At 65.5% G+C, this 23,696-nt stretch carries 22 protein-coding genes and 1 pseudogene; 8 read left to right on the top strand and 15 right to left on the bottom strand.

From position 1 onward, the window contains the following. Positions 1-99: 99 nt before the first annotated feature. Positions 100-1,449 (bottom strand): putative bifunctional diguanylate cyclase/phosphodiesterase, encoded by a 1,350-nt coding sequence (locus tag RFM41_RS07005; RefSeq protein WP_320248087.1) that lies wholly within the window; start codon positions 1,447-1,449, stop codon positions 100-102. 164 nt (positions 1,450-1,613) lie between these two features. Further along, a complete protein-coding gene (locus tag RFM41_RS07000; RefSeq protein ID WP_320247994.1) occupies positions 1,614-3,413 on the bottom strand; it encodes a GtrA family protein in 1,800 nt (599 codons plus the stop codon). A gap of 127 nt (positions 3,414-3,540) precedes the next feature. Between RFM41_RS07000 and RFM41_RS06995 the strand changes: the two genes are divergently transcribed. The 4 genes from RFM41_RS06995 (at position 3,541) to RFM41_RS06980 (ending at position 7,765) form a co-directional block, all read left to right on the top strand. Then, positions 3,541-4,545: a glycosyltransferase gene (locus RFM41_RS06995; protein ID WP_320247996.1), complete on the top strand. Its 1,005-nt coding sequence runs from the start codon at positions 3,541-3,543 to the stop codon at positions 4,543-4,545. Between the two features lie 100 nt (positions 4,546-4,645). Then, positions 4,646-5,020: a GtrA family protein gene (locus tag RFM41_RS06990; protein WP_320247998.1), complete on the top strand. Its 375-nt coding sequence runs from the start codon at positions 4,646-4,648 to the stop codon at positions 5,018-5,020. A gap of 127 nt (positions 5,021-5,147) precedes the next feature. Next, positions 5,148-6,137: a glutathione synthase gene (gene gshB / locus RFM41_RS06985; protein WP_320248000.1), complete on the top strand. Its 990-nt coding sequence runs from the start codon at positions 5,148-5,150 to the stop codon at positions 6,135-6,137. Positions 6,138-6,235: 98 nt separating this feature from the next. Further along, on the top strand, positions 6,236-7,765 hold the full coding sequence (locus RFM41_RS06980) for a YifB family Mg chelatase-like AAA ATPase (RefSeq protein WP_320248002.1): 1,530 nt from the start codon (positions 6,236-6,238) through the stop codon (positions 7,763-7,765). A gap of 115 nt (positions 7,766-7,880) precedes the next feature. Here the strand turns inward: RFM41_RS06980 and RFM41_RS06975 are convergent, their stop codons facing one another. Together RFM41_RS06975 and RFM41_RS06970 are read right to left on the bottom strand one after the other, a co-directional pair. After that, the gene (locus RFM41_RS06975) at positions 7,881-8,489 is read right to left on the bottom strand and encodes a TetR/AcrR family transcriptional regulator (protein WP_320248004.1); all 609 of its coding nucleotides are present in this window, start codon (positions 8,487-8,489) and stop codon (positions 7,881-7,883) included. A gap of 24 nt (positions 8,490-8,513) precedes the next feature. Continuing rightward, complete coding sequence (locus RFM41_RS06970) at positions 8,514-9,095, bottom strand: DUF308 domain-containing protein (protein ID WP_320248006.1); 582 nt, start codon at positions 9,093-9,095, stop codon at positions 8,514-8,516. A gap of 131 nt (positions 9,096-9,226) precedes the next feature. Here RFM41_RS06970 and RFM41_RS06965 point away from each other — a divergent pair. Beyond that, a pseudogene (locus RFM41_RS06965) lies at positions 9,227-9,406 on the top strand (imelysin family protein); the annotation flags it as partial. Between the two features lie 266 nt (positions 9,407-9,672). Here RFM41_RS06965 and RFM41_RS06960 read toward each other — a convergent pair. The 11 genes from RFM41_RS06960 to RFM41_RS06910 all read right to left on the bottom strand — a co-directional run bounded on the left by RFM41_RS06960 (position 9,673) and on the right by RFM41_RS06910 (position 21,203). Further along, positions 9,673-11,838: a malate synthase G gene (locus tag RFM41_RS06960; protein ID WP_320248007.1), complete on the bottom strand. Its 2,166-nt coding sequence runs from the start codon at positions 11,836-11,838 to the stop codon at positions 9,673-9,675. A gap of 255 nt (positions 11,839-12,093) precedes the next feature. Beyond that, the gene (locus tag RFM41_RS06955; RefSeq protein ID WP_320248008.1) at positions 12,094-14,115 is read right to left on the bottom strand and encodes a hydantoinase/oxoprolinase N-terminal domain-containing protein; all 2,022 of its coding nucleotides are present in this window, start codon (positions 14,113-14,115) and stop codon (positions 12,094-12,096) included. A gap of 263 nt (positions 14,116-14,378) precedes the next feature. Continuing rightward, positions 14,379-14,681 (bottom strand): cupredoxin domain-containing protein, encoded by a 303-nt coding sequence (locus RFM41_RS06950; protein ID WP_320248009.1) that lies wholly within the window; start codon positions 14,679-14,681, stop codon positions 14,379-14,381. Between the two features lie 58 nt (positions 14,682-14,739). Next, entirely contained in the window at positions 14,740-15,366 is a 627-nt protein-coding gene (locus RFM41_RS06945; RefSeq protein ID WP_320248010.1) for a CDGSH iron-sulfur domain-containing protein, read from the bottom strand. Between the two features lie 251 nt (positions 15,367-15,617). Beyond that, positions 15,618-15,989 (bottom strand): hypothetical protein, encoded by a 372-nt coding sequence (locus RFM41_RS06940; protein WP_320248011.1) that lies wholly within the window; start codon positions 15,987-15,989, stop codon positions 15,618-15,620. A gap of 437 nt (positions 15,990-16,426) precedes the next feature. Then, positions 16,427-16,774, bottom strand: coding sequence for a hypothetical protein (locus tag RFM41_RS06935; RefSeq protein ID WP_320248012.1), 348 nt, complete (start codon positions 16,772-16,774; stop codon positions 16,427-16,429). Positions 16,775-16,967: 193 nt separating this feature from the next. Next, the gene (locus RFM41_RS06930; protein WP_320248014.1) at positions 16,968-17,477 is read right to left on the bottom strand and encodes a hypothetical protein; all 510 of its coding nucleotides are present in this window, start codon (positions 17,475-17,477) and stop codon (positions 16,968-16,970) included. A gap of 11 nt (positions 17,478-17,488) precedes the next feature. Then, entirely contained in the window at positions 17,489-18,001 is a 513-nt protein-coding gene (locus RFM41_RS06925) for a hypothetical protein (protein ID WP_320248016.1), read from the bottom strand. Positions 18,002-18,333: 332 nt separating this feature from the next. Beyond that, complete coding sequence (locus RFM41_RS06920) at positions 18,334-18,972, bottom strand: Panacea domain-containing protein (protein WP_320248017.1); 639 nt, start codon at positions 18,970-18,972, stop codon at positions 18,334-18,336. A 129-nt stretch (positions 18,973-19,101) separates the two neighbouring features. Beyond that, entirely contained in the window at positions 19,102-20,907 is a 1,806-nt protein-coding gene (gene lepA, locus RFM41_RS06915) for a translation elongation factor 4 (protein ID WP_320248018.1), read from the bottom strand. Between the two features lie 80 nt (positions 20,908-20,987). Next, positions 20,988-21,203 carry a hypothetical protein gene (locus RFM41_RS06910; protein WP_320248020.1) on the bottom strand — a complete coding sequence of 72 codons (216 nt, stop codon included), beginning with the start codon at positions 21,201-21,203 and terminating at the stop codon, positions 20,988-20,990. Between RFM41_RS06910 and RFM41_RS06905 the strand changes: the two genes are divergently transcribed. From RFM41_RS06905 to RFM41_RS06895, 3 genes are all read left to right on the top strand, one after another. Next, complete coding sequence (locus tag RFM41_RS06905; protein ID WP_320248021.1) at positions 21,193-22,203, top strand: pilus assembly protein TadG-related protein; 1,011 nt, start codon at positions 21,193-21,195, stop codon at positions 22,201-22,203. The genes RFM41_RS06910 and RFM41_RS06905 overlap by 11 nt on opposite strands. Positions 22,204-22,450: 247 nt before the next feature. Further along, a complete protein-coding gene (locus RFM41_RS06900) occupies positions 22,451-23,137 on the top strand; it encodes a DUF1223 domain-containing protein (RefSeq protein ID WP_320248023.1) in 687 nt (228 codons plus the stop codon). Positions 23,138-23,225: 88 nt separating this feature from the next. Then, positions 23,226-23,483: a hypothetical protein gene (locus RFM41_RS06895; RefSeq protein ID WP_320248024.1), complete on the top strand. Its 258-nt coding sequence runs from the start codon at positions 23,226-23,228 to the stop codon at positions 23,481-23,483. The last annotated feature ends 213 nt before the right edge of the window (positions 23,484-23,696 follow it).

Here is a 23,696-nt window from a genome sequence, read left to right as displayed (position 1 = left end):
GGCGTCGGCGCCAGTCTCTCCCCGACGGGGAGAAGGTGGCCGCGAAGCGGCCGGATGAGGGGGCCGGCGCAGTCATGTGCGGTCAGGTGCCGCGATGTGTCAAATCGCCTTGGCGTGCAGCGCGCCGCGATAGGAATCGCGCAGATAGCCGAGCGTGGCGTCGGCGTCGGCCGGCTTGCCGAACAGATAGCCCTGTCCGCCGGCGCAGCCGAACTGAACGAGACGGTCGGCCTGCGCCTCGTCCTCGATGCCTTCGGCGACGACGTCCATGCCGAGCCCCTCGCACATGGCCAGGATGGCGCGGATGATGTGCTCCGACGGCCGGTCGTCGAGGATGGAGGAGACGAAGGCGCGGTCGATTTTGAGCTTGTCGAAATGGAACTCGCGCAGGCGGCCGAGCGACGACTGGCCGGTGCCGAAATCGTCGAGTGAGACGCGGATGCCGACGCGGCGCAAATCCTCGACGATCTTCTCGGCCGAGGCCGGATCGTTCATCAGGCCGGTCTCTGTGATCTCGATCTCCAGCCGGCGCGGATCGAAGCCGGTGCGGTCCAGGATGGCCAGGATATGCAGGCCGGTGTTCTGGTCGACGAGCTGCGAAGGCGACAGGTTGAAGGACAGGAACAGCTCCTTCGGCCAGTTGCGCGCCGCCTCGGTCGCCTTGCGCAGCACCAGCTGCGACAACGGGCCGATGATGCCGCGTTCCTCGGCGATCGGGATGAAGACGGATGGCGGCACGACGCCGAGATCGCGGTCGGTCCAGCGCGCCAGCGTCTCGAAGCCGATGGTGCGGCGGCTGTTCAGGTCGACGATCGGCTGGAAATGCGGTTCGACCTCGCCGGCCGAGACGGCGCGGCGCAGCGCCTGCTCGATGCGCGTGACGCGCTTGGCGGCCTCTTCCATCTCGCGGGTGTAGACGACGACGCGGCCGCGGCCCGAACGCTTGGCGTGATAGAGCGCGGTCTCGGCCTTGTTGAGGAGGATTTCGGTGGTCTCGTCGCCGGAATAGAACAGCGAGCAGCCGACCGAGGCCGAGAGCCTCGCGGTGCGCTCGCCGACATCGTAAGGCGCCGATAGGATCTCGATCAGCATGCGCGACTTCTCGGCCGCTTGCTCTTCCGAGAACACCATCGGGTAGAGATAGGCGAACTCGTCGGCGCCGATGCGGCAAACGGTGGAATAGCCGTCCATCGAGGCGCGCAGCCGCATCGCCACCTGGATCAGGATGTCGTCGCCGGCCTTATGGCCGAACAGGTCGTTGATCGGCTTGAAGCCGTCGAGGTCGAGGATGCCGACGGTGAAGGGCGCGGGATCGTCGGCGCGGTCGCTGATCAGGCGATCGACCTTGTCGAAGAAGCGACGATGGTTGCCGAGCCCGGTCAACGAATCCGTGAAGGCCAGATCCGTGTTTTCCTTGCCTGGCTGACTGGTGCCAAACGTCGTTTGCATCATGTCCCTGTTCTTACGGCGGTATTTCTCTTCAGACTGGCAGCAAAGCGTTTAGGAAAAGTATCGAGAAAATCGATTTTTCGAAGGCCCCCAAAAAAGGTCGCGCTTCGAACCTCTTGCGCAATTCCTCACGTAACCCGCTGCGCGCTTTCCTGGAATTGTTCTTAGCCGGCTTGCCTGACGCGATAGAGGGAGATCGGGCTGCCCTTGGTCTCGCTGACCGGCTCGAGCCAGTCCGGCACGCCGCCGCGCAGCAGGCCGGCCAGGAAGCCTTGCGGCGCCTTCCGGGTCAGGATCATGGTCTCGACATTGCCGGGGCAGATGGCGACGAGGCCGACACGATGCGCCTCGACGATTGCGCGCGCGTTGTCGGCCGAGCCGAGAAAGGCGTCCAGCGCCAGGAGATTGCCGGCGACATTGCGGTGATAGGGGCCGGCGAAGACGCGATGGCCGCTATAGGCAAGCACCGGCGCTCCAAGATTGGAGATGGTCAGCACGGTGGCATCGGCCATGCCGCCGAGCGGCGCGAAGGTAGCTTTCTTCTCGCAGGTCCCGTCCGTGGTTGCGCCGTCGGCGAGAGGCTTGTCTTTCTCGAACGCGACCGACGCGGCCGCGGCGACGCCTGTCCAGACCGGGTTGATCGAGACCAGCCAGACGGCCGCAAGGCGCAGCGCCACGCCGAGCGAGGAGCTGGTCTCGGCCCGCGCCCGCCATTTGGCGATCCAGGCCGACAGCGGGATGACCGCGAAGGCGATCGAGAAGGTGGTGCCGCGCACCTGCCAGGCGCCGACCACGAAAGCGACGGCGAGCAGCGCCGCGACGAGGCTGTCCTGCCGCCGCCAGCCGCCGCGGCGGAAGCGCAGCGCCATCAGGATGATCGCGACCAGCGGCGTCGCGTAACGCGCCGCCACACGCGCCGGATCGCGGACAATGAGCGTGAACAGCGACTGGGCCTCGTCGATATGGTCGAGCCACAGTTCCTTGAGGCGCGGGTCGAGCGAGGCGTAGGGCGCTGAGAGGCATTGCGGGAACAGCACCGCTACGACCACGCCGAGGACGGCGCCCAGCGCGGCAAGCAAGGCCAGCCTGCGCCGCCAGCTGCCGGCGGCGGGCTCGACACAAGCGATTGCCGCCAGCCCCATGCCGCCAATGGCCGCGACGACGAACTGCGCGACCGAGAAGGCATCGCACTGAGCCGCGCCCCACTCGTAAGGAGAAACCGTCGTGACGAAGACAAGCGCCGCGACACCGGCGAAGCCGAGGCCGAAATCCCGGGCGATCATCCGCTCGCTGGCAGGATCGGCGACGAACAGCAGCGACACGCAAACGCCGATGGTGGCGACATAGGGCACGGTCTCCATGCCGACGGCGAGCGTCAATGCCGCACAGAGGCCGGACAGCAGCGCGGCCCAACGCCGCGCCGGCGCCTCGAGCAGCAAAGCGAGGCTCGCCATGGTGAGCATCAGCTGGACGTTGTGGTGATCGAGCGCGCCGGGGTCGTAGATGCCGATGAAGTAATAGCCGGCGGCGCCGACCAGGATAGCGGGCAGCACCGCGCCACCGCCGCCGAAGCTGCGCGCGGCGCGGGCGGTGAAGAACAAGGTCGACCAGAAGAGCAGCGCCGGCCACAGCACCTGCGCCACGTCCTCGCCGAGCGGCCTGCTGCCGGTGAGCGCCGAGGCGGCAAGCGCGATGGCGGCGATCGGCGCGTCGACCAGCCGCGACCAGTGCATGACGAAGCCGCCTTCCAGCCCCATCCGATACTGGTGCAGGTCGAACCAGCCCTGGCCGACCAGCAGGTCGCGGACCTCGACGAGGCGCAGCAGATTGTCGTTGTCGCCGCCTGCGTCGGTCAGTTGCCCAAAGCCCGCCCACGCGTCGATGGCGAAGGCAAGCAGGGTGGCCAGCAGCGCCAGCATGAAGTCGGACTTCCAGGTGGCGGCGCCGTTCTCGGCTGTGCCCATTGCCGTGGCCTTTGAAGGGAGAGGATCGGTTTAAACCTAGCCTTAACGGCTTCAATAAATAGTAAAACGGCTCGACGGGGCCGGCACAAAGGCGGCCGGAGGCTGGGTCGGGCGCCCGGAGACAGACATGCCGCATGCAGTCCGCCACGAGCCGGTCATCGCCGTGCTCCTGCCTTGCTACAATGAGGAGCTGACGATCGGCGAGGTCGTGCGGCGCTTCCGCGAGACGCTGCCTTCGGCCGCGATCTATGTCTACGACAACAATTCCAGGGACCTCACCGCGCTGAAGGCCCGCGCCGCCAGCGCCACCGTCGTGCGCGAGCCGCGCCAGGGCAAGGGCAACGTGGTGCGGCGCATGTTCGCCGACATCGACGCCGACATCTATGTGATGGCCGACGGCGACGGCACCTACGCGCCGGAGGATGCGCCGCAGCTGATCAATATCCTGCAGACCGAACGCTCCGACATGGTGGTTGGCACCAGGCGCGGCGTGACCGACGATGCCGGCCGCAACGGCCACGCCTTCGGCAACCGTATCTTCAACCGCCTCTACAAGGGCCTGTTCGGGACCGACTTCACCGATATCTTCTCCGGCTACCGGGTGTTTTCGCGCCGCTTCGTCAAGAGTTTCCCGGCCGTGTCCGGCGGTTTCGAGATCGAGACCGAGATGTCGGTGCATGCCTCGCAGCTGAAACTGCCGGTGAGCGAGATGGCGCTCGACTACGGCCGCCGCCCGGAGGGCTCGTCGTCGAAACTGTCGACCTTCCGCGACGGCGCCAGGATCCTGTGGATGTTCGCCATGCTGGTGAAGGAGACGCAGCCGCTGCGCTTCTTCGGCACGTTCGCGCTGTTCTTCCTGGCGGCCAGCATCGGCCTGATGATCCCCGTGCTGATCGAATTCGCCGAGACGGGGCTCGTGCCGCGCATGCCGACCTGGGTGCTGTCGATCGGCATGCTGCTTCTGGCCATGCTGTCGATGATGACCGGCTTCATCCTCGATTCCGTGTCGCGCGGCCGGGCCGAGCAGAAGCGCATCTTCTATTTGTCGATTTCTTCCGGCCGGGCCGAGCGTCCAGCATCCGGGCAGGCCCTGCCCAAGAGCGACCCGGGCAAGGCCCCACGGGCGGCTTAGAGCATGATCTCGAAAAGTGGGAACCGGTTTTCGGAGAAGATCATGCTCCAGCAAAGAGTTAGATCGTGAGGGCGATTCAACGAAACGCCATCACGATCTAGTGGGCCGCCTCGTCCGCTTCGCCCTCGCCGGCGGCATCGGTTTCGTCGCCGACGCGGCGGCGCTCTGGCTGCTGCTTGCCACCACGCCGCTCGGTGCGCTCTCGGCGCGCGTGCTGTCGATCGGCTTCGCGCTCTGCGTCACCTGGCAAGTGAACCGTCATCTCACCTTCGCGCCGTCGAGCCGGAGCATCGCGCAGGAAGGCGCGCGCTATGGCGGCGTCGGCATCGCCACCAGCATCGTCAATTACCTGGTCTACTGCGCCGTCCTGTTCGCCCTGCCGGCGCTGCCGCCGCTGGCGGCGCTCGCCATCGCCTCGATCGTCGCGATGACGCTGTCCTTCCTCGGATATTCCAGGCTGGTCTTCGACCGCTGAGACCGTTTGGAAATTCTACTCGGGCGGCCATCTGGTAGCGGTCTCTGAGCGTCTGCACCAAGCGAGCACGATTGGCAGACGCCGCCGATTTCCGTATATCGGCGGCAGAGCACGCCGGAGACCGAAAATGCCGTTGAAAATCGCCGTTCAGATGGATCATGTCTCCACCGTGTCGATCGCCGGAGACACGAGCTTCGCGCTGTCGCTGGAGGCGCAGCGGCGCGGCCATAAGCTTTTCCATTACACGCCCGACCGGCTGTCGATGCGGGACGGCAAGGTGTTCGCGCGCATCGAGGAGATGCAGGTGCGCGACGAGAAGGGCAACCACTACTCGCTGGGCGAGAAGGTGCGCACGGACCTCTCCGAGATGGACGTGGTGCTGCTGAGGCAAGACCCGCCCTTCGACATGAACTACATCACCACCACGCACATATTGGAGCGCATCCATCCGAAGACGCTGGTGGTCAACGACCCGGCCTGGGTGCGCAACAGCCCGGAAAAGATCTTCGTCACCGAATTCCCGGACCTGATGCCGGAAACGCTGATCACCAAGGACCCGCAAGAGGTGGCCGCGTTCCGCAAGGAGTTCGGCGACATCATCGTCAAGCCGCTCTACGGCAATGGCGGCGCCGGCATCTTCCATCTGCTCGAAGCCGACCGCAACCTCGCCTCGCTGCTGGAGATGTTCGGCCAGCTGTTCCGCGAGCCCTATATCGTGCAGCGCTACCTCAAGGACGTGCGCAAGGGCGACAAGCGCATCATCCTGATCGACGGCGAGCCGGTGGGCGCCATCAACCGCGTGCCGGCCGAGCACGATTCCCGTTCCAACATGCATGTCGGCGGCCGCGCCGAAAAAACCGAGCTGACGGAGCGCGAGCGCGAGATCTGCGCCCGCATCGGACCCTCGCTGAAAGAACGCGGCTTCATCCTCGTCGGCATCGACGTGATCGGCGACTACATGACCGAGATCAACGTGACCTCGCCGACCGGCATTCGCGAGGTGCGGCGTTTCGGGGGCGCGGATATCGCAAGCCTGTTCTGGGATTGTGTTGAGGGGAAGCGGGGGCAATCTCCCCACGACGCCCGCCGGAACGCGCGGCAAACAATGTTCCTGTAATGTTCTTGCCCAAAGCGAAAATCTGTGGTTGTCTAGCCTGATTTCGCTCGCGGCCTGATCGCAGGGCCGCGCTTGCCGATATCGGGGGCTTGGACAACATGGTGGCGCGGGTTCGCACGGTGGCTTTCCAGGGCATCGAGGCTTTGCCGGTCGATGTCCAGGTGATGGTCGGGCCGGGCAAGGTCGGCATGCAGATCGTCGGCCTGCCGGACAAGGCGGTGGCCGAAAGCCGCGAGCGCGTGCAGGCGGCGCTGCATGCGTCCGGCCTGTCGATGCCGTCGAAGAAGGTGACCGTGAACCTCGCGCCGGCCGATCTTCCCAAGGAAGGCAGCCATTACGACCTGCCGATCGCGCTCGGCCTGATGGCGGCGCTGGGCGCCATACCGGGCGATATGCTCGCCGGCTATGTGGTGCTGGGCGAATTGTCGCTCGACGGCACCATCGCCGGCGTTGCCGGCGCGCTGCCCGCGGCGATCGGCGCCAATGCCGAAGGCAAGGGCTTGATCTGTCCCTTCGCCTGCGGACCCGAGGCGGCCTGGGCCGGCAAGGACTTCGATATATTGGCGCCGCGCAGCCTGATCGCCATCGCCAACCATTTTCGCGGCACGCAGGTGCTGTCGCGGCCCGAAGCCGGCATCCAGCTCGCCGCGCGCGACCTGCCCGACCTCGCCGACATCAAGGGCCAGGAAAGCGCCAAGCGGGCGCTCGAGGTGGCGGCGGCCGGAGGGCATAATCTACTCATGGTTGGGCCGCCAGGCTCGGGCAAGTCGATGCTGGCGCAGCGGCTGCCCTCGATCCTGCCGCCGCTGGCGCCGAAGGAGCTGCTCGAAGTCTCGATGATCGCCTCCGTCGCCGGCGAGCTTGGCGAAGGCAAGCTGACCGACCGGCGGCCCTTCCGCGCCCCGCATCACTCCGCCTCGATGGCGGCGATGGTGGGCGGCGGCCTGCGCGCGCGGCCGGGCGAAGCCTCGCTCGCCCATCACGGCGTGCTGTTCCTCGACGAATTGCCGGAATTTTCGCCGCAGACGCTGGACGCGCTGCGCCAGCCGCTGGAGACGGGCGACTGCATGATCGCGCGCGCCAACCACCGCGTTACCTATCCGGCGCGCATCCAGCTGGTGGCGGCGATGAATCCGTGCCGCTGCGGCATGTCGGGCGAGCCCGGCTATCGCTGCTTGCGCGGCGACCGCTGCCGCACCGAATACCAGGCGCGCATTTCCGGCCCAATGCTCGACCGCATCGATCTTCGGATCGAGGTGCCGGCGGTCTCGGCGAGCGACCTGATCCGGCCGGACAAGGCCGAGACGAGTGCTTCGGTGGCCCAGCGCGTGGCGCGTGCGCGCGCCCTGCAGCGCGAAAGGCTGGAAAGGCTGGGTGCGGCCGCCACCACCAACGCGCATTGCCCGCCTTCGATCATCGAGGAGATCGCCAGGCCCGATACCGCCGGGCTGACGCTGCTCAAGGATGCCAGCGAAAAGCTCGGCTTTTCGGCGCGAGCCTATCACCGCGTGCTCAAAGTGGCGCGCACATTGGCCGACCTCGACGCCAGCGAGACGGTCGGCCGCATCCATCTTGCCGAGGCGATTTCCTATCGCATGAGCGCCGAGCGGATGGCGCAGGCGGCTTAAAGCACGTCTCCCAAAAGTGGGAGCCGGTTTCGGGACAAAGACATGCGTAGAATCAGAAACCTAAAGCGCATGGAGCGAATCTGAAAGATCGCGACGCGCTTTAGTCGCGCGCAGGTCAATCGGTCGCTGGGATCAGCTTCTGCAGCGTCGGCGCCAGGATCATGCCGAAGGTCAGGACATCGCCATAGGCCCGCGCGGAAATCATCGCCCCGTGCACGGTTGCCATGAAGGCTTCCGCCTCGGCGCGCGGCGCGGCGGCGATCGTCAATGTTCCCTGCTCGGCGCCGCGCTCGAAGACACGGGTCAGCCACCCCGAGAGAAACTGAAAATAGGCCCGGACCTCCACGGCAACCTCCGGCGGAAGGGCCGGAAGCTCGCTGGCAAGCAGCGCGCAGACGCAGATCGGCCTGCTCGCGTCCTCGATGCACTGCGCCCAGAAGCCGGCATAGGTCCGGAGCAATTCGGGCGGGTCAGGCACATTGCGCTCAAGCTCCGTCATGCCCGTCACGGCATCCTCGAGATAGCGCCGGACCAGGGTTTGCACGAGGTCGACCTTGCTCGGGAAATGATGGTGGATGCTCGCCTTGCGGATACCGACCACCTCGGCGATATCGGCATAGCTGAATCCGTTATAGCCGCTGGCGACGATGAAGCTTCGCGCGGCGGCCAGGATGTCATCGGCGGTATTCGAGGGGGCGGTGTTCGAAGGCTTATCCATGGACATGCCTAACCTCCGGCGGAGGAAATCTCAACGCACGGCCTGCGGCGACTTGCGAAGGATATCGCTGACCGAAAGCCACACGGCGGACACCAGGAAATAGAAGGCGCCGAAAGCGGCATAGGGCGCGACGTTGGCGATGCCGATGGCCTCCGCGCCGCCCGCCATCTTGACGAAGAACAGGCCGGCCAGCGCCGATTGCGCGCCGCTCAGGATCATCGCCCATTGGGCGCCGTTGGTCTTCCAGCGACGCAGCGCGGTGAGCAGTTGGAACGCGCCGGAGACGACCGCCCAGACACCATAGACCGCAAGCACCGCGTTCATGCTGTGGCCAAGCGCGATGGCGACCGCGATCGCGGTGATGATGCTGACGACGAAATTGAGCAGCTGCGACCTGTTGCGGCCGAGACCGCCGCTGCGCTGCGCGTCGACATAATTCGCCAGTGCGTCCCAGGCGGGATAGGCCACCAGCATGATCGCGGCGAGCGCCGGAATCGTCCCCGCGACGGTGAAGGCCGCTGCGACCCAGGCCGCCGATACGGCGAACCGCAGATAATAATAGCTTTTGAGCCAGCCATTCGAGGACTGGGCACGGTTCATTTGTGCAGACATGAGGATACCTTTCATTCAACGTCACCTACCAACTAGTAGGTAGATCGAGAATCGTCAATACCTTGCGGACCGATCGGCGATCACCTCGGCATCTCGTTTATGTGATCGGCGCCGGCTCGCCGTGCCGCGGAAAGGCGGTCGATGGCGCCGCCGGCCTGTTCGAGGAAATGGCGTCGTCGAAAATCTCCGGCGAGGAGGACCGCTGCAGCCACACGGATCTCTGGGATTTCCAGGCCAATATCGATGGCGCGCAGAAGATCGTGGCGCTGGTCGAGCCGCTGGTGTCGAAGGAAGACCCGGGGCTGATCAAGACGAGGACCTGTCCAAGCTGCGGGGCACGCTCGGATTGAATTGAGGCAATCGCGTATGGCGCTCCCCCTCTCCGTCTCGGCTTCGCCGAGCCACCTCTCCCCCGCCTCTGGCGAGGGCGAGGAACCCAAGCTTTTCAGGGCCGCGACGTCGGCCGTTACCGTTTCCTCGCCCCCATGAAATGGGGAGAGGTGTCCGCGCAGCGGACGGAGAGGGGGCAGCGCCGACCAATGCAAATTGATCGACATGTTGCACGAAGCCGCCCCTCTCAGCCCTTCGCCTTCAGCTCCAGCCTGCGCTTATGCAGCACCGGCTCCGTATAGCCGTTGGGCTGGCTCGTCCCTTTGAACACCAGGTCACACGCGGCCTGGAAGGCGATCGAACCATCGAAGTCCGGCGCCATGGGCCGATAAAGCGGATCGCCGACATTCTGGCGGTCGACGATCGCCGCCATGCGCTGAAGCGAATCCCTGACCTGGATTTCCGAGCACACCTTGTGGCGCAGCCAGTTGGCGATGTGCTGCGAGGAGATGCGCAGCGTGGCGCGGTCCTCCATCAGGCCGACATCGTTGATATCAGGCACTTTCGAGCAGCCGACGCCCTGGTCGATCCAGCGCACGACATAGCCGAGGATCCCTTGCGCGTTGTTGTCGAGCTCGCGCTGGATCTCGTCCGGCGTCCAGTTCGGCCGCACCGCGACCGGCACCGACAGGATGTCGTCGAGCTTGGCCTTCGGCCGGCTCTTCAGCGCCGCCTGCACGGCGTGCACGTCGACCCTGTGGTAGTGCGTGGCGTGCAGCGTGGCGGCCGTCGGCGAGGGCACCCAGGCGGTGTTGGCGCCGGCCTTGGGATGGGCGATCTTCTGTTCCAGCATCGCCGCCATCAGGTCGGGCATCGCCCACATGCCCTTGCCGATCTGGGCATGGCCAGCAAGCCCGCATTCCAGGCCCGTATCGACATTCCAGGCCTCATAGGCGGAAATCCAGGCGGCCTGCTTCATGTCGCCCTTGCGGATCATCGGACCGGCTTCCATCGAGGTGTGGATCTCGTCCCCGGTACGGTCGAGGAAGCCGGTGTTGATGAACACCACGCGCTCCTTCGCGGCGCGGATCGCCTCCTTGAGGTTGACGGTGGTGCGCCGCTCCTCGTCCATGATGCCCATCTTGATGGTGTTTTTCGCCATGCCGAGCAGGGTCTCGATGCGGTCGAAGATCTCGACGGCGAAGGCGACCTCTTCCGGCCCGTGCATCTTGGGCTTCACCACATACATCGAGCCGGCGCGCGAGTTCGCGCGCCGTCCGTTCGGCCCGACGTCATGCAGCGCGATCAGCGCGGTGACCGCGGCGTCCATGATACCTTCCGGCACCTCGTTGCCGTCGCGATCCAGGATCGCCGGATTGGTCATCAGGTGGCCGACATTGCGCACCAGCATCAGCGAGCGTCCCGGCAAAAGCAGTTGGCCGCCATTGGGCGCCGTGTAGCGGCGGTCCGGGTTGAGCTTGCGGGTAAACGTCTTGCCGCCCTTGGTGATCTCTTCCGCCAGGTCGCCCTTCATCAGGCCGAGCCAGTTGCGGTAGACCACGACCTTGTCCTCGGCATCGACGGCGGCGACCGAATCCTCGCAGTCCTGGATGGTGGTCAAGGCCGATTCCAGGATGACGTCGGCGATACCCGCGGCATCGGTCCTGCCGATCTGGTTGGCGCGGTCGATTACGATCTCGATATGCAGGCCGTTCTTGACCAGAAGCACCGCTTCGGGATTGGCGGCGTCACCGCGATAGCCGGCGAACTGTTTCGGGTCGGCGAGCGTTGTGGCGCCGGCGCCCTCGCCCAGCTTCAGCGCGCCGTTCTCGACCGTCAGCCCGTTGACCCCGGCCCATTTGCCCGTGGTCAGCGGCACCGACTGGTCGAGGAAATCCCTCGCCCAGGCAATCACCTTGGCGCCGCGCGTGGGATTAAAACCCTTGCCCTTCTCGGCGCCGCCGGTCTCGGGAATGGCGTCGGTGCCGTAGAGCGCGTCATAGAGCGAACCCCAGCGGGCATTGGCGGCGTTGAGCGCATAGCGCGCATTCATCACCGGCACGACAAGCTGCGGCCCGGCGACGACAGCGATCTCGGGATCGACATGCTCCGTGCTGACCGAGAAGGCAGGGCCTTCCGGCGCCAGATAGCCGATTTCCTTCAGGAAGGCCTTGTAGGCTTCCATGTCGATCGGCGCGCCATTGGCACGATACCAGCCGTCGAGCTTTTCCTGCATGGCGTCGCGTTTGGCCAGCATCGCCCGATTCTTCGGCGCGAGGTCATGGACGATCGACGAAAATCCGGTCCAGAATTTTTCCGGGTCGATGCCGGTGCCGGGCGTGGCCTCCCCGGCCACGAAATCATGGAGCTCCCGGGCAATCCGCAACCCGGCGATCTCGATGCGGTCGGTCATCTGCACGTCTCCAGATATAGGCTTAGCCGGGGCCTTTGGCATGTTTGGGGCTGCGGGGTCAATTCAGCTTAGGGTGTAGGGGGATTTTGGCGATTAGCGAATCTCCCCGGGGGAGATGGCCGGCAGGCCAGAAGGGGTCGCCTCGCGCGGAGCGCCGACGTCGTTTCGGCGCAGCCGGTGTTGGCGCTTCACGCGCGGCGACCCCCTCTGTCGCCTTCGGCGACATCTCCCCCTCGAGGGGGGAGATTGGCCGCGCTACACCGCAATCCTTGGCCGTCCCGACGCCACGGCCACCACATGCGCCTCGATGAACATGCGCTGGCCCTCGATGGTCGAGACCTTGAACTCGGTGGCGACGTCGATCTCGGCGCTGTCGGTGCCGGCGTCCTTGGCGCGCTCGGCGGCGATCGCCCGCACATCGGCTTGCGCCGCTTCGATCGCCTTTTCCTCCTCGGTGAAATCGCGCACCGTCCGGCCCGAGGCGAGGCGGAACAGGCCTTCCTTGGGCTGGCTGACGCGGGCTTCGGCCGAGACACGCACTTGGCCGACCACGGCGCCGAGCGCGTTGGCGACATCGGTGTCCTCCGGCACGATGCAGCCATTGCCGACAAGCGGCGGCAGGCCGGCATAGTGCAGCGGCGCCGAGGCGCCGAGGCCGATGACCGGGCGGTCGAGCGCGACGGTGAAGCGGGCGATGCCGGGATGCGCGTCGACCGCGCGCTGCACCAGTGCGTGCGCGACGGTCGCCGCGCCGTCCAGCCCGTCCTCGGCGAAGGCGGTTTCGAGGATATATTCGGCCGACCAGCGGGTCAGCGTCGTCAGCACGCGCTGCGAAATCTCCTCCGGCGTCGCCGCGATCGTCTGGCCGCGGCCGTCGCGGCGCCGCGCGAAAAGCTCGGCGCCGAGGCGGGCGGTGGCGGCGTCCCAATTGGCCTGCTTGCCAAGCACATGGGCGGCATCCGACGGGGTGAACCCGCTGATGTGCACCAGCCCCCGCGCGACCAGCCGGTTCAGCGTGGCGTTCTGCGCATTCGACGACAACAGCCGGTCGAGCGCCAGCGGGGTGGAGCCGATCGTCTCGTAGAGCTTCGCTTCCGGTCCCGTGAGGCCGGCGGCGAGCCGGTCCGGCACGCCGGTGCGCAGGGCAAAGCGCCCGTCCATGCGGCCGGGGTTCGGCGCGCGCAGTTGGCGCTCGAGTTCCGACGTTACCGCCTCGCCATGCACCATGCCGGAAAGCGCCAGCGGCACCAGGCGGCGCGGCCCAAGCAGGATCTTCGGGTCGAGCGCGCCGTCTTCCAGCGTGACTTCGGAATCGCCGCCGAGGCCGAAGGTGCGCATGGCGACGGCTTCCACCATGGTACGGAAGCCGCCCACGGTGGCGCCCTCCGGATCGAGGCGCGGCCGGCCCTGGTCGAGCACGGCGACGTCCGTCGTGGTGCCGCCGATATCCGACACCATGGCGTCGTCCAGCCCCGTCATGTGGCGGGCGCCGACAAGGCTGGCGGCCGGGCCGGACAAAATGGTCTCGATCGGCCGCTGGCGGGCGAAGGCCGCCGACACCAGCGCGCCATCGCCGCGCACCACCATCAGCGGTGCCGCGATGCCGCGCTTGGCCAGAAACCCTTCGGTCGCCGCGACCAGCCGGTCGATCATCGAGATCAGGCGGGCGTTGAGCAAGGTGGTGAGCGCGCGGCGCGGGCCGCCGAGCTTGGCCGACAATTCATGGCTGGCGGTGACCGGCAGGCCGGTCTTCTCGCGGATGAGGTCGCGGGCCGCCAGCTCATGCGCCGGGTTGCGGGTGGCAAAATAGGCGCAGACGGCGAAGCCCGACACCGAGGCGCCCAGTTCCGGCAGCGCCGCCTCGAGGCCGGAAAGATCGAGTTTTGCGGCATTGCCGTGCACGTCGTGGCCGCCGGGGCAGAACACCACCGGATCGGTGCCCAAAGCCGTTTTCAGGCCGTCGCGCGCAAGGTCGCCCTCGGAAAAGCCGATCATCACCAGCGCCACGCGCCCGCCCTGCCCCTCGACCAGCGCGTTGGTGGCTAAAGTTGTCGACATCGAGACAAGCTTGATGGCGGCCGGGTCGGTGCCGGCTTCCTGCAGCACCGCATCCACCGCGCCGGATATGCCGACGGCGAGATCATGGCGGGTGGTGAGCGACTTGGCCTTGGCGAGCACCTTGCCCTTAGGCCCGCCTTCCTCCGACCACAGCACGGCGTCGGTGTAGGTGCCGCCGGTGTCGATGCCGAGGAAGAGGGGTTTGGGCTTGGCGGTCATTTGGGGCGGCAGTCCGGGGTCGAGGGCTTTGCTGCGAAGCCCTTAGCCGATACGCGCCGGCGGATAAAGGTGGGAGGGATGGGCCAGGGGGAGTTCGCGGTTTCCTCGCCCCACGAAGAGGGTACGAAGAGGGGAGAGGTGGCTCGGCGAAGCCGAGACGGAGAGGGGAGCACCCTACGAAGGCCCCCTCTCCGTCCACTTCGTGGACACCTCGCCCTCGCCTCTGGCGGGGCGAGGAACCTTGAACCTTTAAGCGCCGCCGCCTACTTCGCCGTGACTATGCCCTTCATCGAGCTATGGATGGCGCAGTGGAAGGGGTGCGCGCCGGCGGCCGTGATCTTGACCTTGGCGCTCTTGCCCGTGGCGAGATGGCCGGTATCGAACGAGCCATCCAGCGCGGTGGCGGTGTGCGTCATCGGATCGGCATTGGTGAAGATGATGGTGTCGCCGACGGCGACGCTGACCTTCGACGGGTTGAATTTCATGCCCTTGATCTGGACCGCGTGATTGGCCGCATAGGCGGGCATGGCAAGGGCAAGCAGGGCAAGGACGAGCATGGTGCGCATGATGGATATCCTCCTGAGCGCGAAACCTCATCCTTAACTAACGCCGGTGCGGCGCCTGTCATCCCTCGAACCCCACCCTTTTATGGCTCCCGTCACAGAACGGCTTGTTGGCCGAATGGCCGCAGCGGCAGAGGAAAACCTTCGTGGTGCGGGCAATCGTATGCCCCGTGCCGGTGACGATCTCGGCATTGCCTTCGACTTTCAGCGGCCCGTTGACGGTCGGCGTAACCTTCAGCGGGCCATCGCGTGCTTCCAGCACCTGCGCCTCCTTCAACGGCGGCTCGCCGGTGGCGGAAAAACCGGCCTTGATGTGGCTGTTGTCGCAGAACGGCTTGTTCTGCGACAGGCCGCAGCGGCAGAGCGTGGCGCGCAAGAAGGTGTCTTCGCCGAGCACGATCTCGGCATGCACCGCCAGCGGGCCGTTCTCGCGCAGCCGCACGGTGTTGACCACCGGCGGCTTCTCCTGCGGCCCGCCGTCCTTGCGGTTATAGGTGATGGCGCCCGACGGGCAATTCTGCGCCAGCGCCACCACCTGCTCGACATCAGCCGCCTCCGGGTGGATCCACTCGCCCGGCGCGTTGGGCACGAAGACATGCGGGTTGCCGAGCACGCAATTGCGCGAATGGATGCAGCGCTTGCCGTTGAAACCGACGTCGATCTTCTCGCCTTCGACCGTGCCTGCCATGGGGCTCTCCTCTGGTGGTGGAGGCTAGGCTAGGGCGGGGGTGCGAAGGGCGTCAAGCTGGGAGGATGGGCAGCCGCGGAGGACAAGGTTCCTCGCCCCCATGAAATGGGGGAGAGGTGGCTCGGCGAAGCCGAGACGGAGAGGGGGAGCGCCCTACGAAGGCCCCCTCTCCGTCCGCTTCGCGGACACCTCTCCCCCACCTTTGGCGGGGGCGAGGAACCCAAGCACGCAGATGTCGGCAAACAGCGCCCCTACTCCTGCAGATCGATCTCCTCGGTCTGGCCGCCGCTGCAGGTGTAGCAGCAGTCCTCGCAGGGTTCCTTGTTGTTGGGGCCGACGCCCCAATAGGTCTCCTCATCGCCGTCGACCCAGGCGCCGTAGCAGATCTTCTCGCCTTCGTTGCAGGAGATCGGCAATTGCTTGGTTTCGCCTACGTCGAGGTAGAAATCCTTGCCATTGCCCGGCCAGACATAGTCGCGGTCCTGGCTGTAGAGCTCGAGGCGCATGGCGTTGGGATGGCTGTTCTTGATCTGGAAGGTGACGTCGCCGGCATGAGCGGCGGGCGCGATGAGGACGGCGAGCGAAAGCGCGGCGGCAACGCGGCGCGCGAAAGAGATGGACATGAAGACCCCCGAGTCAGAATCGGCCCCCACGGCCGAGGCTTGGATGATGGCACGGCGGGAGCCGATGCCAAGGGGCGGCGAAAATAGCTTGGTGATTTTGGGGGATGGTGAGGCTGTGGCGATTGGCTGATCTCCCCCCTGGAGGGGGAGATGGCCGGCAGGCCAGAGGGGGGGGCGCTGTCCCGCCGGGGTCTCAACGCTTGGGTTCCTCGCCCCCGCCAGAGGCGGGGGAGAGGTGTCCGCGAAGCGGACGGAGCGGGGGCCTTCGTAGGGCGCTCCCCTCTCCGTCTCGGCTTCGCCGAGCCACCTCTCCCCACTTCGTGGGGCGAGGAACCTTGATCCTGCAACGCCGCGATCCTTCGCACGCCCTCTGCCCTTCAGGGCATCCCCCCTCTCTGGGGCTCTTTGGGGGGAGATCAGCGGCTTCAGCGCCCCGCCTACTCCGCCAGGTCCACCGTCTCGGTCGAATGCTCCACGCAGATGAAGCAGCAGGTGTCGCAGGGCTGGTCGTTGTCGGGGCCGACGCCGGCGGTGACGGTATCGTCGCCGTTCACCCAGGCGCCCCAGCAGATATGCTCGCCGGGCTCGCAGGAGATCGGCACGGATTTGCGCGCCTTCGGCCGGATGAGGAACACCTTGTCGTCGCCCGGCCAGACTTTTTGGCTGTCGCGGCTGAACAATTCCAGCGCCACGCCGTCCGAGCGCTGGTTGCGCACGAAGACCGACATGTCGGCGGCGAAGGCCGGCGCGGTGAGGAGAAGGAAGGCGAGCAGAGCGCGAATCATGGCGAGGTCCCCCGGGAGGAGTAGAGCACGTAAGACACGCGTAATCTCCCCCCTTGAGGGGGAGATGGCCGGCAGAGGGGGACCTTGCGCGTGAAGCGCCGGCGTGGTCGGCTCGTCGCCGAGGACGCTGGCGCTCCACGCGCGGCGACCCCCTCTGTCGCCTTCGGCGACATCTCAGCCTCGAGGGGGGAGATCAGCGCCTCACCACCACATGCGGTGCAAATGTCTTCACCGCATCCACCAGGTCCTGGCCCCGCACGTCGAGCGAGGAGATTTCCATATGCACGATGTTCCGGCCGAAAGGCATCAGGCCGAAGGCGTTGGCGGAGGAATATCGGATTGCGTCGGGCGGCTCCTCGGTGAGCTCGAAATTGAGCATCGCCGCGCCCTTGCCGCCGGCTGCGAGCCGCACGCTCAGCACCTTGCTCCACGGCACCAGCACGTCGCCCGCGCGGGCATCGCGAAAACCCTGGCTGTCCAGCACCACCTTGACCGAAGTGTCGAAGGCGCCGCGCGCGATGAAGACGCCGAGCCCCAGGCAAGCGGCGCCGAGCAGCGCGATCCACAGCGCATGCCCGCCGTCCGCGCCCGAGGCCACGCCCTGCAGCGCGCCGAAGCCGAAAATGCCGCCGAGCAGGAACGGCCCGACGGCGGGCAGGATCTTTCCCGACGGGCTGTTGCGGAGTTCGAGCGGCGCGGCCATCGCCTTCGCTCTCACCGCTCGGCTTTCATCAGCGTCCAGATCCAGCCGATGAAGGTCAGGACCAGGGACGGATAGCCGAGCGCCGGCAGCGGCGCCGAGGTGGGCAGAAGCGGCGCACCCCACAGGATCATCAGGACCGAGGCGGCGAAGAGCAGGGCGGCAACGAAAGCGGTGAGCCGCATCCAGAGCGCGAAGGTGGCTTGCGCGCTGACCATCACCAGCCCCGCCGCCCAGAGCGCGATACCGCCGGCATAGGAAGGCACGGAGGCCTGCAGGCCCGCCCCATTGCCGGCCAGAAGCAGGCTTTCGCCGGCCAGGAAAGTCAGGAAGCCGGCCGCGACGAGATCATTGCCTAGCCGCTGGTATTTCATCGTGAGCAGTGCTGCCGCTACGACGATGCCGACGCCGTCGATGGTCCACAGCGTCTCGCGCAGCGCGTCGCTGGCAACGAAGGTGCCCGCCATGCCCAGCGCGCCGCCAATGGCGAGGCCGATCGCGGCGACGGTGTCGGAGGTGGAGCGCATGCGAATGTCTCCCCAAGCTGGGGAGAGGATACGCCGAATTGAGAAGAGTTTGCTACTCCGCAAACTATCCGTGATCTGGATGAGGGCAACGAGGCAGGCAAATTCAGCCAGCGTCGATTGGTTACGGAAATCGCACCGCCCAAAGGAGAACAGTTTTAGCTTCAGGAACGATTTCGTAGAGTATGTATACCATCGGAATACGCGCCAATGGCGGACTGTTATAGATCCACAGGCCGATCGAGTTTAGGGCCGGATGAGGATTCCCTATCGCGTAGGGATTAAACCCCAGCCCATCCTCGATACTAGAAAATAAGTCTATTAGATCGTCTATGTCATACCGATCGGCGTCGAGACAGTTCGACCATGCGCGATCGAAAAGCTCCTGAATCAATACCCGCCAAGGGCGAGTTCTGGGATTGCGATCTAGTATTTGCAATCTTTTCCGCTTCTGCCTCTCCCCATGCAATCGCATCGGGAGACGCAACATTGGGAATCAAGTGAATCGCATTATGATACGGAATGACCTCGCCAAACTCCACCATCTCCCAGACCATGTCGTGAGAAAAGTCGCTTATGGTTTTGGCGGAATTGTTGTTGCAAACGAAGTCAGCCATCTCATCCAATGTCGCCTTCTCATCGGCGCTGAGTTGGTTCGTATCTGGGCTGCCATTAAGCTTGAACTGCTTTTTCAGGTAGCCGTGATACTTGACCTTGTCGATTGAGACTTCGCCCGTGCGAGCAAGTTCGTCCAACACCCACAAAACTGCATCGCAAGTGGGACCGAACGGACGCTTGCGATACTCAGCGCCGGTTACGGGCTGACCTGTATCGAGAAAGGTCAACATGTCGGTGTAGTAGAGGACTTTATGCAGCTTAACAGCGCCCAGCCGATCGGGCTTGCATTGTCCTATGACATGCAAGACCGCTGCCCGCAATTTGTCGCGGTTGAAATTGATTTTTGTGCTGCCCATTAGAGTAGTATAGGCGAAAAAGCCTAAAGCTTCAAGTTATTGATTCGAAACGTATTTCTCGATTCTTATCAATCAGTTAGGTAAATAGTTCGTTTACGGCTGGGGCATCACAAATTCAAAACTTCGCCCTCAATCCCCCATCTTCAGCGCCTGGATGAACGCCTCCTGCGGGATATCCACCTTGCCGAACTGGCGCATCCGCTTCTTGCCCTCTTTCTGCTTGTCGAGCAGCTTGCGCTTGCGGGTCACGTCGCCGCCGTAGCATTTGGCGGTGACGTCCTTCCTGAGCGCCGAGACGGTCTCGCGGGCGATGATGCGGCCGCCGATGGCCGCCTGGATCGGGATCTTGAAGAGATGCTGCGGGATCAGCTCCTTCAGCTTCTCGCACATCTGCCGGCCGCGCTTTTCCGCCGCCGAGCGGTGCACCAGCATCGATAGCGCGTCGACCGGCTCGTCATTGACCAGGATCGACATCTTGACCAGGTCGCCCTCGCGATAGTCGGTCAAATGATAGTCGAAGGAGGCGTAGCCCTTGGAGATCGACTTCAGGCGATCGTAGAAGTCGAACACCACTTCGTTGAGCGGCAGGTCGTAGGTCAGCATGGCGCGCTTGCCGACATAGGAGAGATCGGCCTGGATGCCGCGCCTGTCCTGGCAGAGCTTCAGGATGCCGCCGAGATAGTCGTCGGGCGTCAGGACGGTGGCGCGGATCCACGGCTCCTCGATCGAGGCGATCTTCATCACATCCGGCATGTCGGCCGGGTTGTGCAGTTCCTTCACCGTGCCGTCGATGAGGTTCATGCGGTAGACGACGGAGGGCGCGGTGGCGATGAGGTCGAGGTTGAACTCGCGCTCCAGCCGCTCCTGGATGATCTCAAGGTGCAACAGCCCGAGGAAGCCGCAGCGGAAGCCGAAGCCGAGCGCGGCCGAGGTTTCCATTTCGAAGGAGAAGCTCGCGTCGTTGAGGCGCAATTTGCCGACGGCGGCGCGCAAATCCTCGAAATCGGCGGCGTCGACCGGGAACAGGCCGCAGAACACCACCGGCTGCGCCGGCTTGAAGCCGGGCAGGGCCTTCGCCGTCGGGCGGCGGTCCTCGGTGATGGTGTCGCCTACGCGGGTGTCGGCCACTTCCTTGATCGAGCCGGTGAAGAAGCCGAACTCGCCGGGGCCGAGCTCGTCGACATTGACGCGGGCCGGCTTGAACACGCCCGTCCTCTCGACGAGATACTTTGCGCCCGTGCCCATCATGCGGATGGTCTGGCCCTTCTTCATCACGCCGTCGATGATGCGCACCAGAACGATGACGCCGAGATAGGCGTCGTACCAGCTGTCGACCAGCATGGCCTTCAAGGGCGCGTTGATGTCGCCCTCGCGCGGCGGCGGCAGCTGGTGGACGATCGCCTCCAGCACGTCCGGCACGCCCTGGCCGGTCTTGGCCGAGATCAGCACCGCGTTGGAGGCGTCGAGGCCGATCACCTCCTCCACCTGCTCGCGGATGCGCTCCGGCTCGGCCGCCGGCAGGTCGACCTTGTTCAGCACCACGACGATCTCGTGGTTGTTGTCGATGGCCTGGTAGACATTGGCCAGCGTCTGCGCCTCGACGCCCTGCGAGGCGTCGACCACCAGCAGCGAGCCCTCGCAGGCGGCCAAGGAACGCGACACCTCATAGGCAAAGTCGACATGGCCGGGCGTGTCGATGAGGTTCAGCACATAATCCTCGCCGTTCCTGGCGCGGTAGTTCAGCCTCACGGTCTGGGCCTTGATGGTGATGCCGCGCTCGCGCTCGATATCCATCGAGTCCAGCACCTGCTCCTTCATGTCGCGCTCCTCCAGCGCGCCGGTCAGCTGGATGAGCCGGTCGGCAAGCGTGGATTTGCCATGGTCGATATGGGCGACGATGGAGAAATTGCGGATGTGGTCGAGGGGCGTCGTCATGCGGCGCGCTTTAGCAGGGGCGGGGTTGAGGGGCAAGCGGCAGGGCTTTTCCCCTTCTCCCACAAGGGGGGAAGGGAAGATCACGTCCCGCTCACGAAATATTCAAAACCGCTTAAACATTCATGCACCGCTTTGGCGGATGCTCTGCATCCGGATGGTAAACCGGCTTGCTGCCGAGACGACGAAGGCCCTGAAATGCCCAGTACTGCCAGAAAATTCAGCCCGGCCGCGGTGGCCGGAATGGCGAGGCGATTCTTCGCGCGCCGCGACGGCTCGATCATGCCGATGATGGCCATTCTGACGATCCCGCTGGTGGCGGCGGTCGGCTTTTCCGTCGACTACACCTCGGCGGTGACGACGCGCAGCGACATGCAGAACGCGCTCGACGCCGCGATCATCTCGGTCACCACGCTGCCCACCACGACAAGCCTCGGTGACCGCCAGACGGCGTTGCAGCAGGCCTATGCGGCCAACAGCGGGGAGGGCACGGCGACGCTGACCGGCGTCAATGTCGATGCTACCGGCACGGCGACCTTTACCGCCACGGCAAGCTATCCGATGCCGACCACTTTCATGCAGGTCGCCCGCATCAACACGGTGCAGGTCGGCGTCGGCTCCTCGGTGCGCAAGACGCCGGCGTTGGTGCAGACCACCTTCAAGGTGACGAAGGTGTCAGGCTACTGGGCTAAGACCATGGTGCTGTGGGGCACCAAGTTCGGCGACACCACCGCCCAGAAGCTGATGACGATCACCTACAGCTATAATGGCTATGGCGACCCGAAGGGCTACGGCACCACGACCGTGAACACCGTCAACGGGTCGACCTCGACGACGGTGCAGAACCAGACCTGCACCACCGGCTCGCTGAAGAGCCTGCAGAAGAGCGTGCCGTCGGGGACGGTGATCCAGACCGACCAGTACGGCACCACCTATTACTGCGTCGATACCTTCTATCCCGCCAATGGTTCGGGCGCGGTGATCGACGTCAGCCAGATGGACCAGCTCTATCTCGAGATGGACGTGCCCTCGGGCAACCCGAAGGTGCTCAAGTCCAATGACCCGACCACCTCGAACCGGCTCTTCATCGGCACCAGCCCGACCAATCTGACGGAAGTGGCGACCGGCCAGAAGGTCGACATCTTCACCGCCGTGCCCTGCGGCCAGGCCGGCTACCAGGGCTGGGAAGACGGCGGCTCGCCCGTGCCGGAAGCCTATACCGACGCCGACTTCTTCTACACCGTGCAAGGCAAATGCGACTACAACCAGCGCCCGTCGGAGACGGTGCTGACGCAGTGATGGCTGATCTCCCCCCTTGAGGGGGAGATGTCGCCGAAGGCGACAGAGGGGGTCGCCTCAGCCGGCACGACCTTCCCTGCGGCGAAAAAGGCGTCGGCGTTCCACGCGCCAGGACCCCCTCTGGCCTGCCGGCCATCTCCCCCTCGAGGGGGGAGAGTGCCCTCAATCACAAACCGGTGAAGCTGTAACGAACCCCTCCACCCCGGCGAAATCGGAGCATGACCCGCCGCAACGGAGATTGCTTCCCATGACCGGATCGACAACAAGCCTGCTCGCCGGCGCGATGCTTGCCGCCACGCTCGGCGCCGCTTCCGCCCAGCCGCTGACCGTGGTCGAGCTGTTCACCAGCCAAGGCTGCTCGTCCTGCCCGCCGGCCAACGCCAATCTGATCAAGGTCAAGGACCAGCCGGGCGTGCTGGCGCTGTCGTTCAACGTCACCTATTGGGATTATCTCGGCTGGAAGGACACTTTCGGGCGCAAGGAGTTCACTGACCGCCAGGTGACCTACGAGCCGCCGCTCGGCCATGACGGGCCGTTCACGCCACAGGTGGTGGTGAACGGCAGCCGCGACGCCGTGGGCGCGGCGCCCGGCGAGATCCAGGGCCTGATCACCGGCAGCGGCCGCACGCAGGGGCCGGAGCTTTCGCTCGACCAGGGCAAGGTCAGCATCGGCGCCGGTAAGGCGCCGGGCGGCGGCGCCGACATCTGGCTGGTGCGCTACAACCGGGGCGTCGTCGAGGTACCGGTGGCGCGCGGCGAGAACACCGGCCGCACGCTGCCGCACGCCAATGTCGTGCATGCGCTCACCAAGCTCGGCCGCTGGAATGGCGAGGCGACCACGCTGCCGCTGCCGGCGGCGACCGGCGGCTTGAGCACCGCTGTGCTGGTGCAGGCGCCGGGCGGCGGACCGATCCTCGCCGCTGCCGCCAACTGATCTTTCTTTCCCTTCGCGCGGGGCCGCATGAGAGCGGCAACGCTTCACCAAGGCCCGCATGCGCGCGCCAAAACCAAGGAGTACACCCATGACCAAGTTCCTCACGCTGCCGGCGCTGGCCCTCGCGCTTTCGGCTTCCGTCTTCATCGCCGGCGCCCGCGCCGACGACGCAACCAATGCGATGAAGCCCGCGATGGCGACCGACGCCATGAAGCCGGCGACGGACGCGATGAAGCCCGGCAATGCCATGAAGCCCGATGCGATGAGCACCCAGGCAATGAAGCCGGCAACGGATGCGATGAAACCGGCGGATGCGATGAAGCCGGCGGACACCACCGCTCAGTAAGCTGAGCCCGGCACTGCCCCTCACCCGGATTGCCAACCGAATTGCGAAGAGCAATTCGGGGCAATCCGACCTCTCCCCGCCGGGGAGAGGAGATTGCCGGCGCGGCGCCAGTCTCTTCTCCCCGCCGGGGAGAAGGTGGCCCGAAGGGCCGGATGAGGGGGAGCGCCGTTGGCCATTAGCCGCCGCACGGCAAAGTGAGAACCTGCCGGCGGC

Origin of the sequence: Mesorhizobium vachelliae (assembly GCF_033977325.1) — a bacterium.
GTDB lineage: Bacteria > Pseudomonadota > Alphaproteobacteria > Rhizobiales > Rhizobiaceae > Mesorhizobium > Mesorhizobium vachelliae.
Note: the sequence above shows the minus strand (reverse complement) of the source record. Positions and strands in the feature narration are given on the sequence as shown.

Bases quoted from the DNA above. Each gene is read 5' to 3' on its own strand.
- RFM41_RS07005 (WP_320248087.1), bottom strand. From the start codon at position 1,449: ATGCAAACGACGTTTGGCACCAGTCAGCCAGGCAAGGAAAACACGGAT.
- RFM41_RS07000 (WP_320247994.1), bottom strand. From the start codon at position 3,413: ATGGGCACAGCCGAGAACGGCGCCGCCACCTGGAAGTCCGACTTCATG.
- RFM41_RS06995 (WP_320247996.1), top strand. From the start codon at position 3,541: ATGCCGCATGCAGTCCGCCACGAGCCGGTCATCGCCGTGCTCCTGCCT.
- gshB (WP_320248000.1), top strand. From the start codon at position 5,148: ATGCCGTTGAAAATCGCCGTTCAGATGGATCATGTCTCCACCGTGTCG.
- RFM41_RS06980 (WP_320248002.1), top strand. From the start codon at position 6,236: ATGGTGGCGCGGGTTCGCACGGTGGCTTTCCAGGGCATCGAGGCTTTG.
- RFM41_RS06975 (WP_320248004.1), bottom strand. From the start codon at position 8,489: ATGTCCATGGATAAGCCTTCGAACACCGCCCCCTCGAATACCGCCGAT.
- RFM41_RS06970 (WP_320248006.1), bottom strand. From the start codon at position 9,095: ATGTCTGCACAAATGAACCGTGCCCAGTCCTCGAATGGCTGGCTCAAA.
- RFM41_RS06960 (WP_320248007.1), bottom strand. From the start codon at position 11,838: ATGACCGACCGCATCGAGATCGCCGGGTTGCGGATTGCCCGGGAGCTC.
- RFM41_RS06955 (WP_320248008.1), bottom strand. From the start codon at position 14,115: ATGACCGCCAAGCCCAAACCCCTCTTCCTCGGCATCGACACCGGCGGC.
- RFM41_RS06950 (WP_320248009.1), bottom strand. From the start codon at position 14,681: ATGCGCACCATGCTCGTCCTTGCCCTGCTTGCCCTTGCCATGCCCGCC.
- RFM41_RS06945 (WP_320248010.1), bottom strand. From the start codon at position 15,366: ATGGCAGGCACGGTCGAAGGCGAGAAGATCGACGTCGGTTTCAACGGC.
- RFM41_RS06940 (WP_320248011.1), bottom strand. From the start codon at position 15,989: ATGTCCATCTCTTTCGCGCGCCGCGTTGCCGCCGCGCTTTCGCTCGCC.
- RFM41_RS06935 (WP_320248012.1), bottom strand. From the start codon at position 16,774: ATGATTCGCGCTCTGCTCGCCTTCCTTCTCCTCACCGCGCCGGCCTTC.
- RFM41_RS06930 (WP_320248014.1), bottom strand. From the start codon at position 17,477: ATGGCCGCGCCGCTCGAACTCCGCAACAGCCCGTCGGGAAAGATCCTG.
- RFM41_RS06925 (WP_320248016.1), bottom strand. From the start codon at position 18,001: ATGCGCTCCACCTCCGACACCGTCGCCGCGATCGGCCTCGCCATTGGC.
- RFM41_RS06920 (WP_320248017.1), bottom strand. From the start codon at position 18,972: ATGGGCAGCACAAAAATCAATTTCAACCGCGACAAATTGCGGGCAGCG.
- lepA (WP_320248018.1), bottom strand. From the start codon at position 20,907: ATGACGACGCCCCTCGACCACATCCGCAATTTCTCCATCGTCGCCCAT.
- RFM41_RS06905 (WP_320248021.1), top strand. From the start codon at position 21,193: ATGATGGCCATTCTGACGATCCCGCTGGTGGCGGCGGTCGGCTTTTCC.
- RFM41_RS06910 (WP_320248020.1), bottom strand. From the start codon at position 21,203: ATGGCCATCATCGGCATGATCGAGCCGTCGCGGCGCGCGAAGAATCGC.
- RFM41_RS06900 (WP_320248023.1), top strand. From the start codon at position 22,451: ATGACCGGATCGACAACAAGCCTGCTCGCCGGCGCGATGCTTGCCGCC.
- RFM41_RS06895 (WP_320248024.1), top strand. From the start codon at position 23,226: ATGACCAAGTTCCTCACGCTGCCGGCGCTGGCCCTCGCGCTTTCGGCT.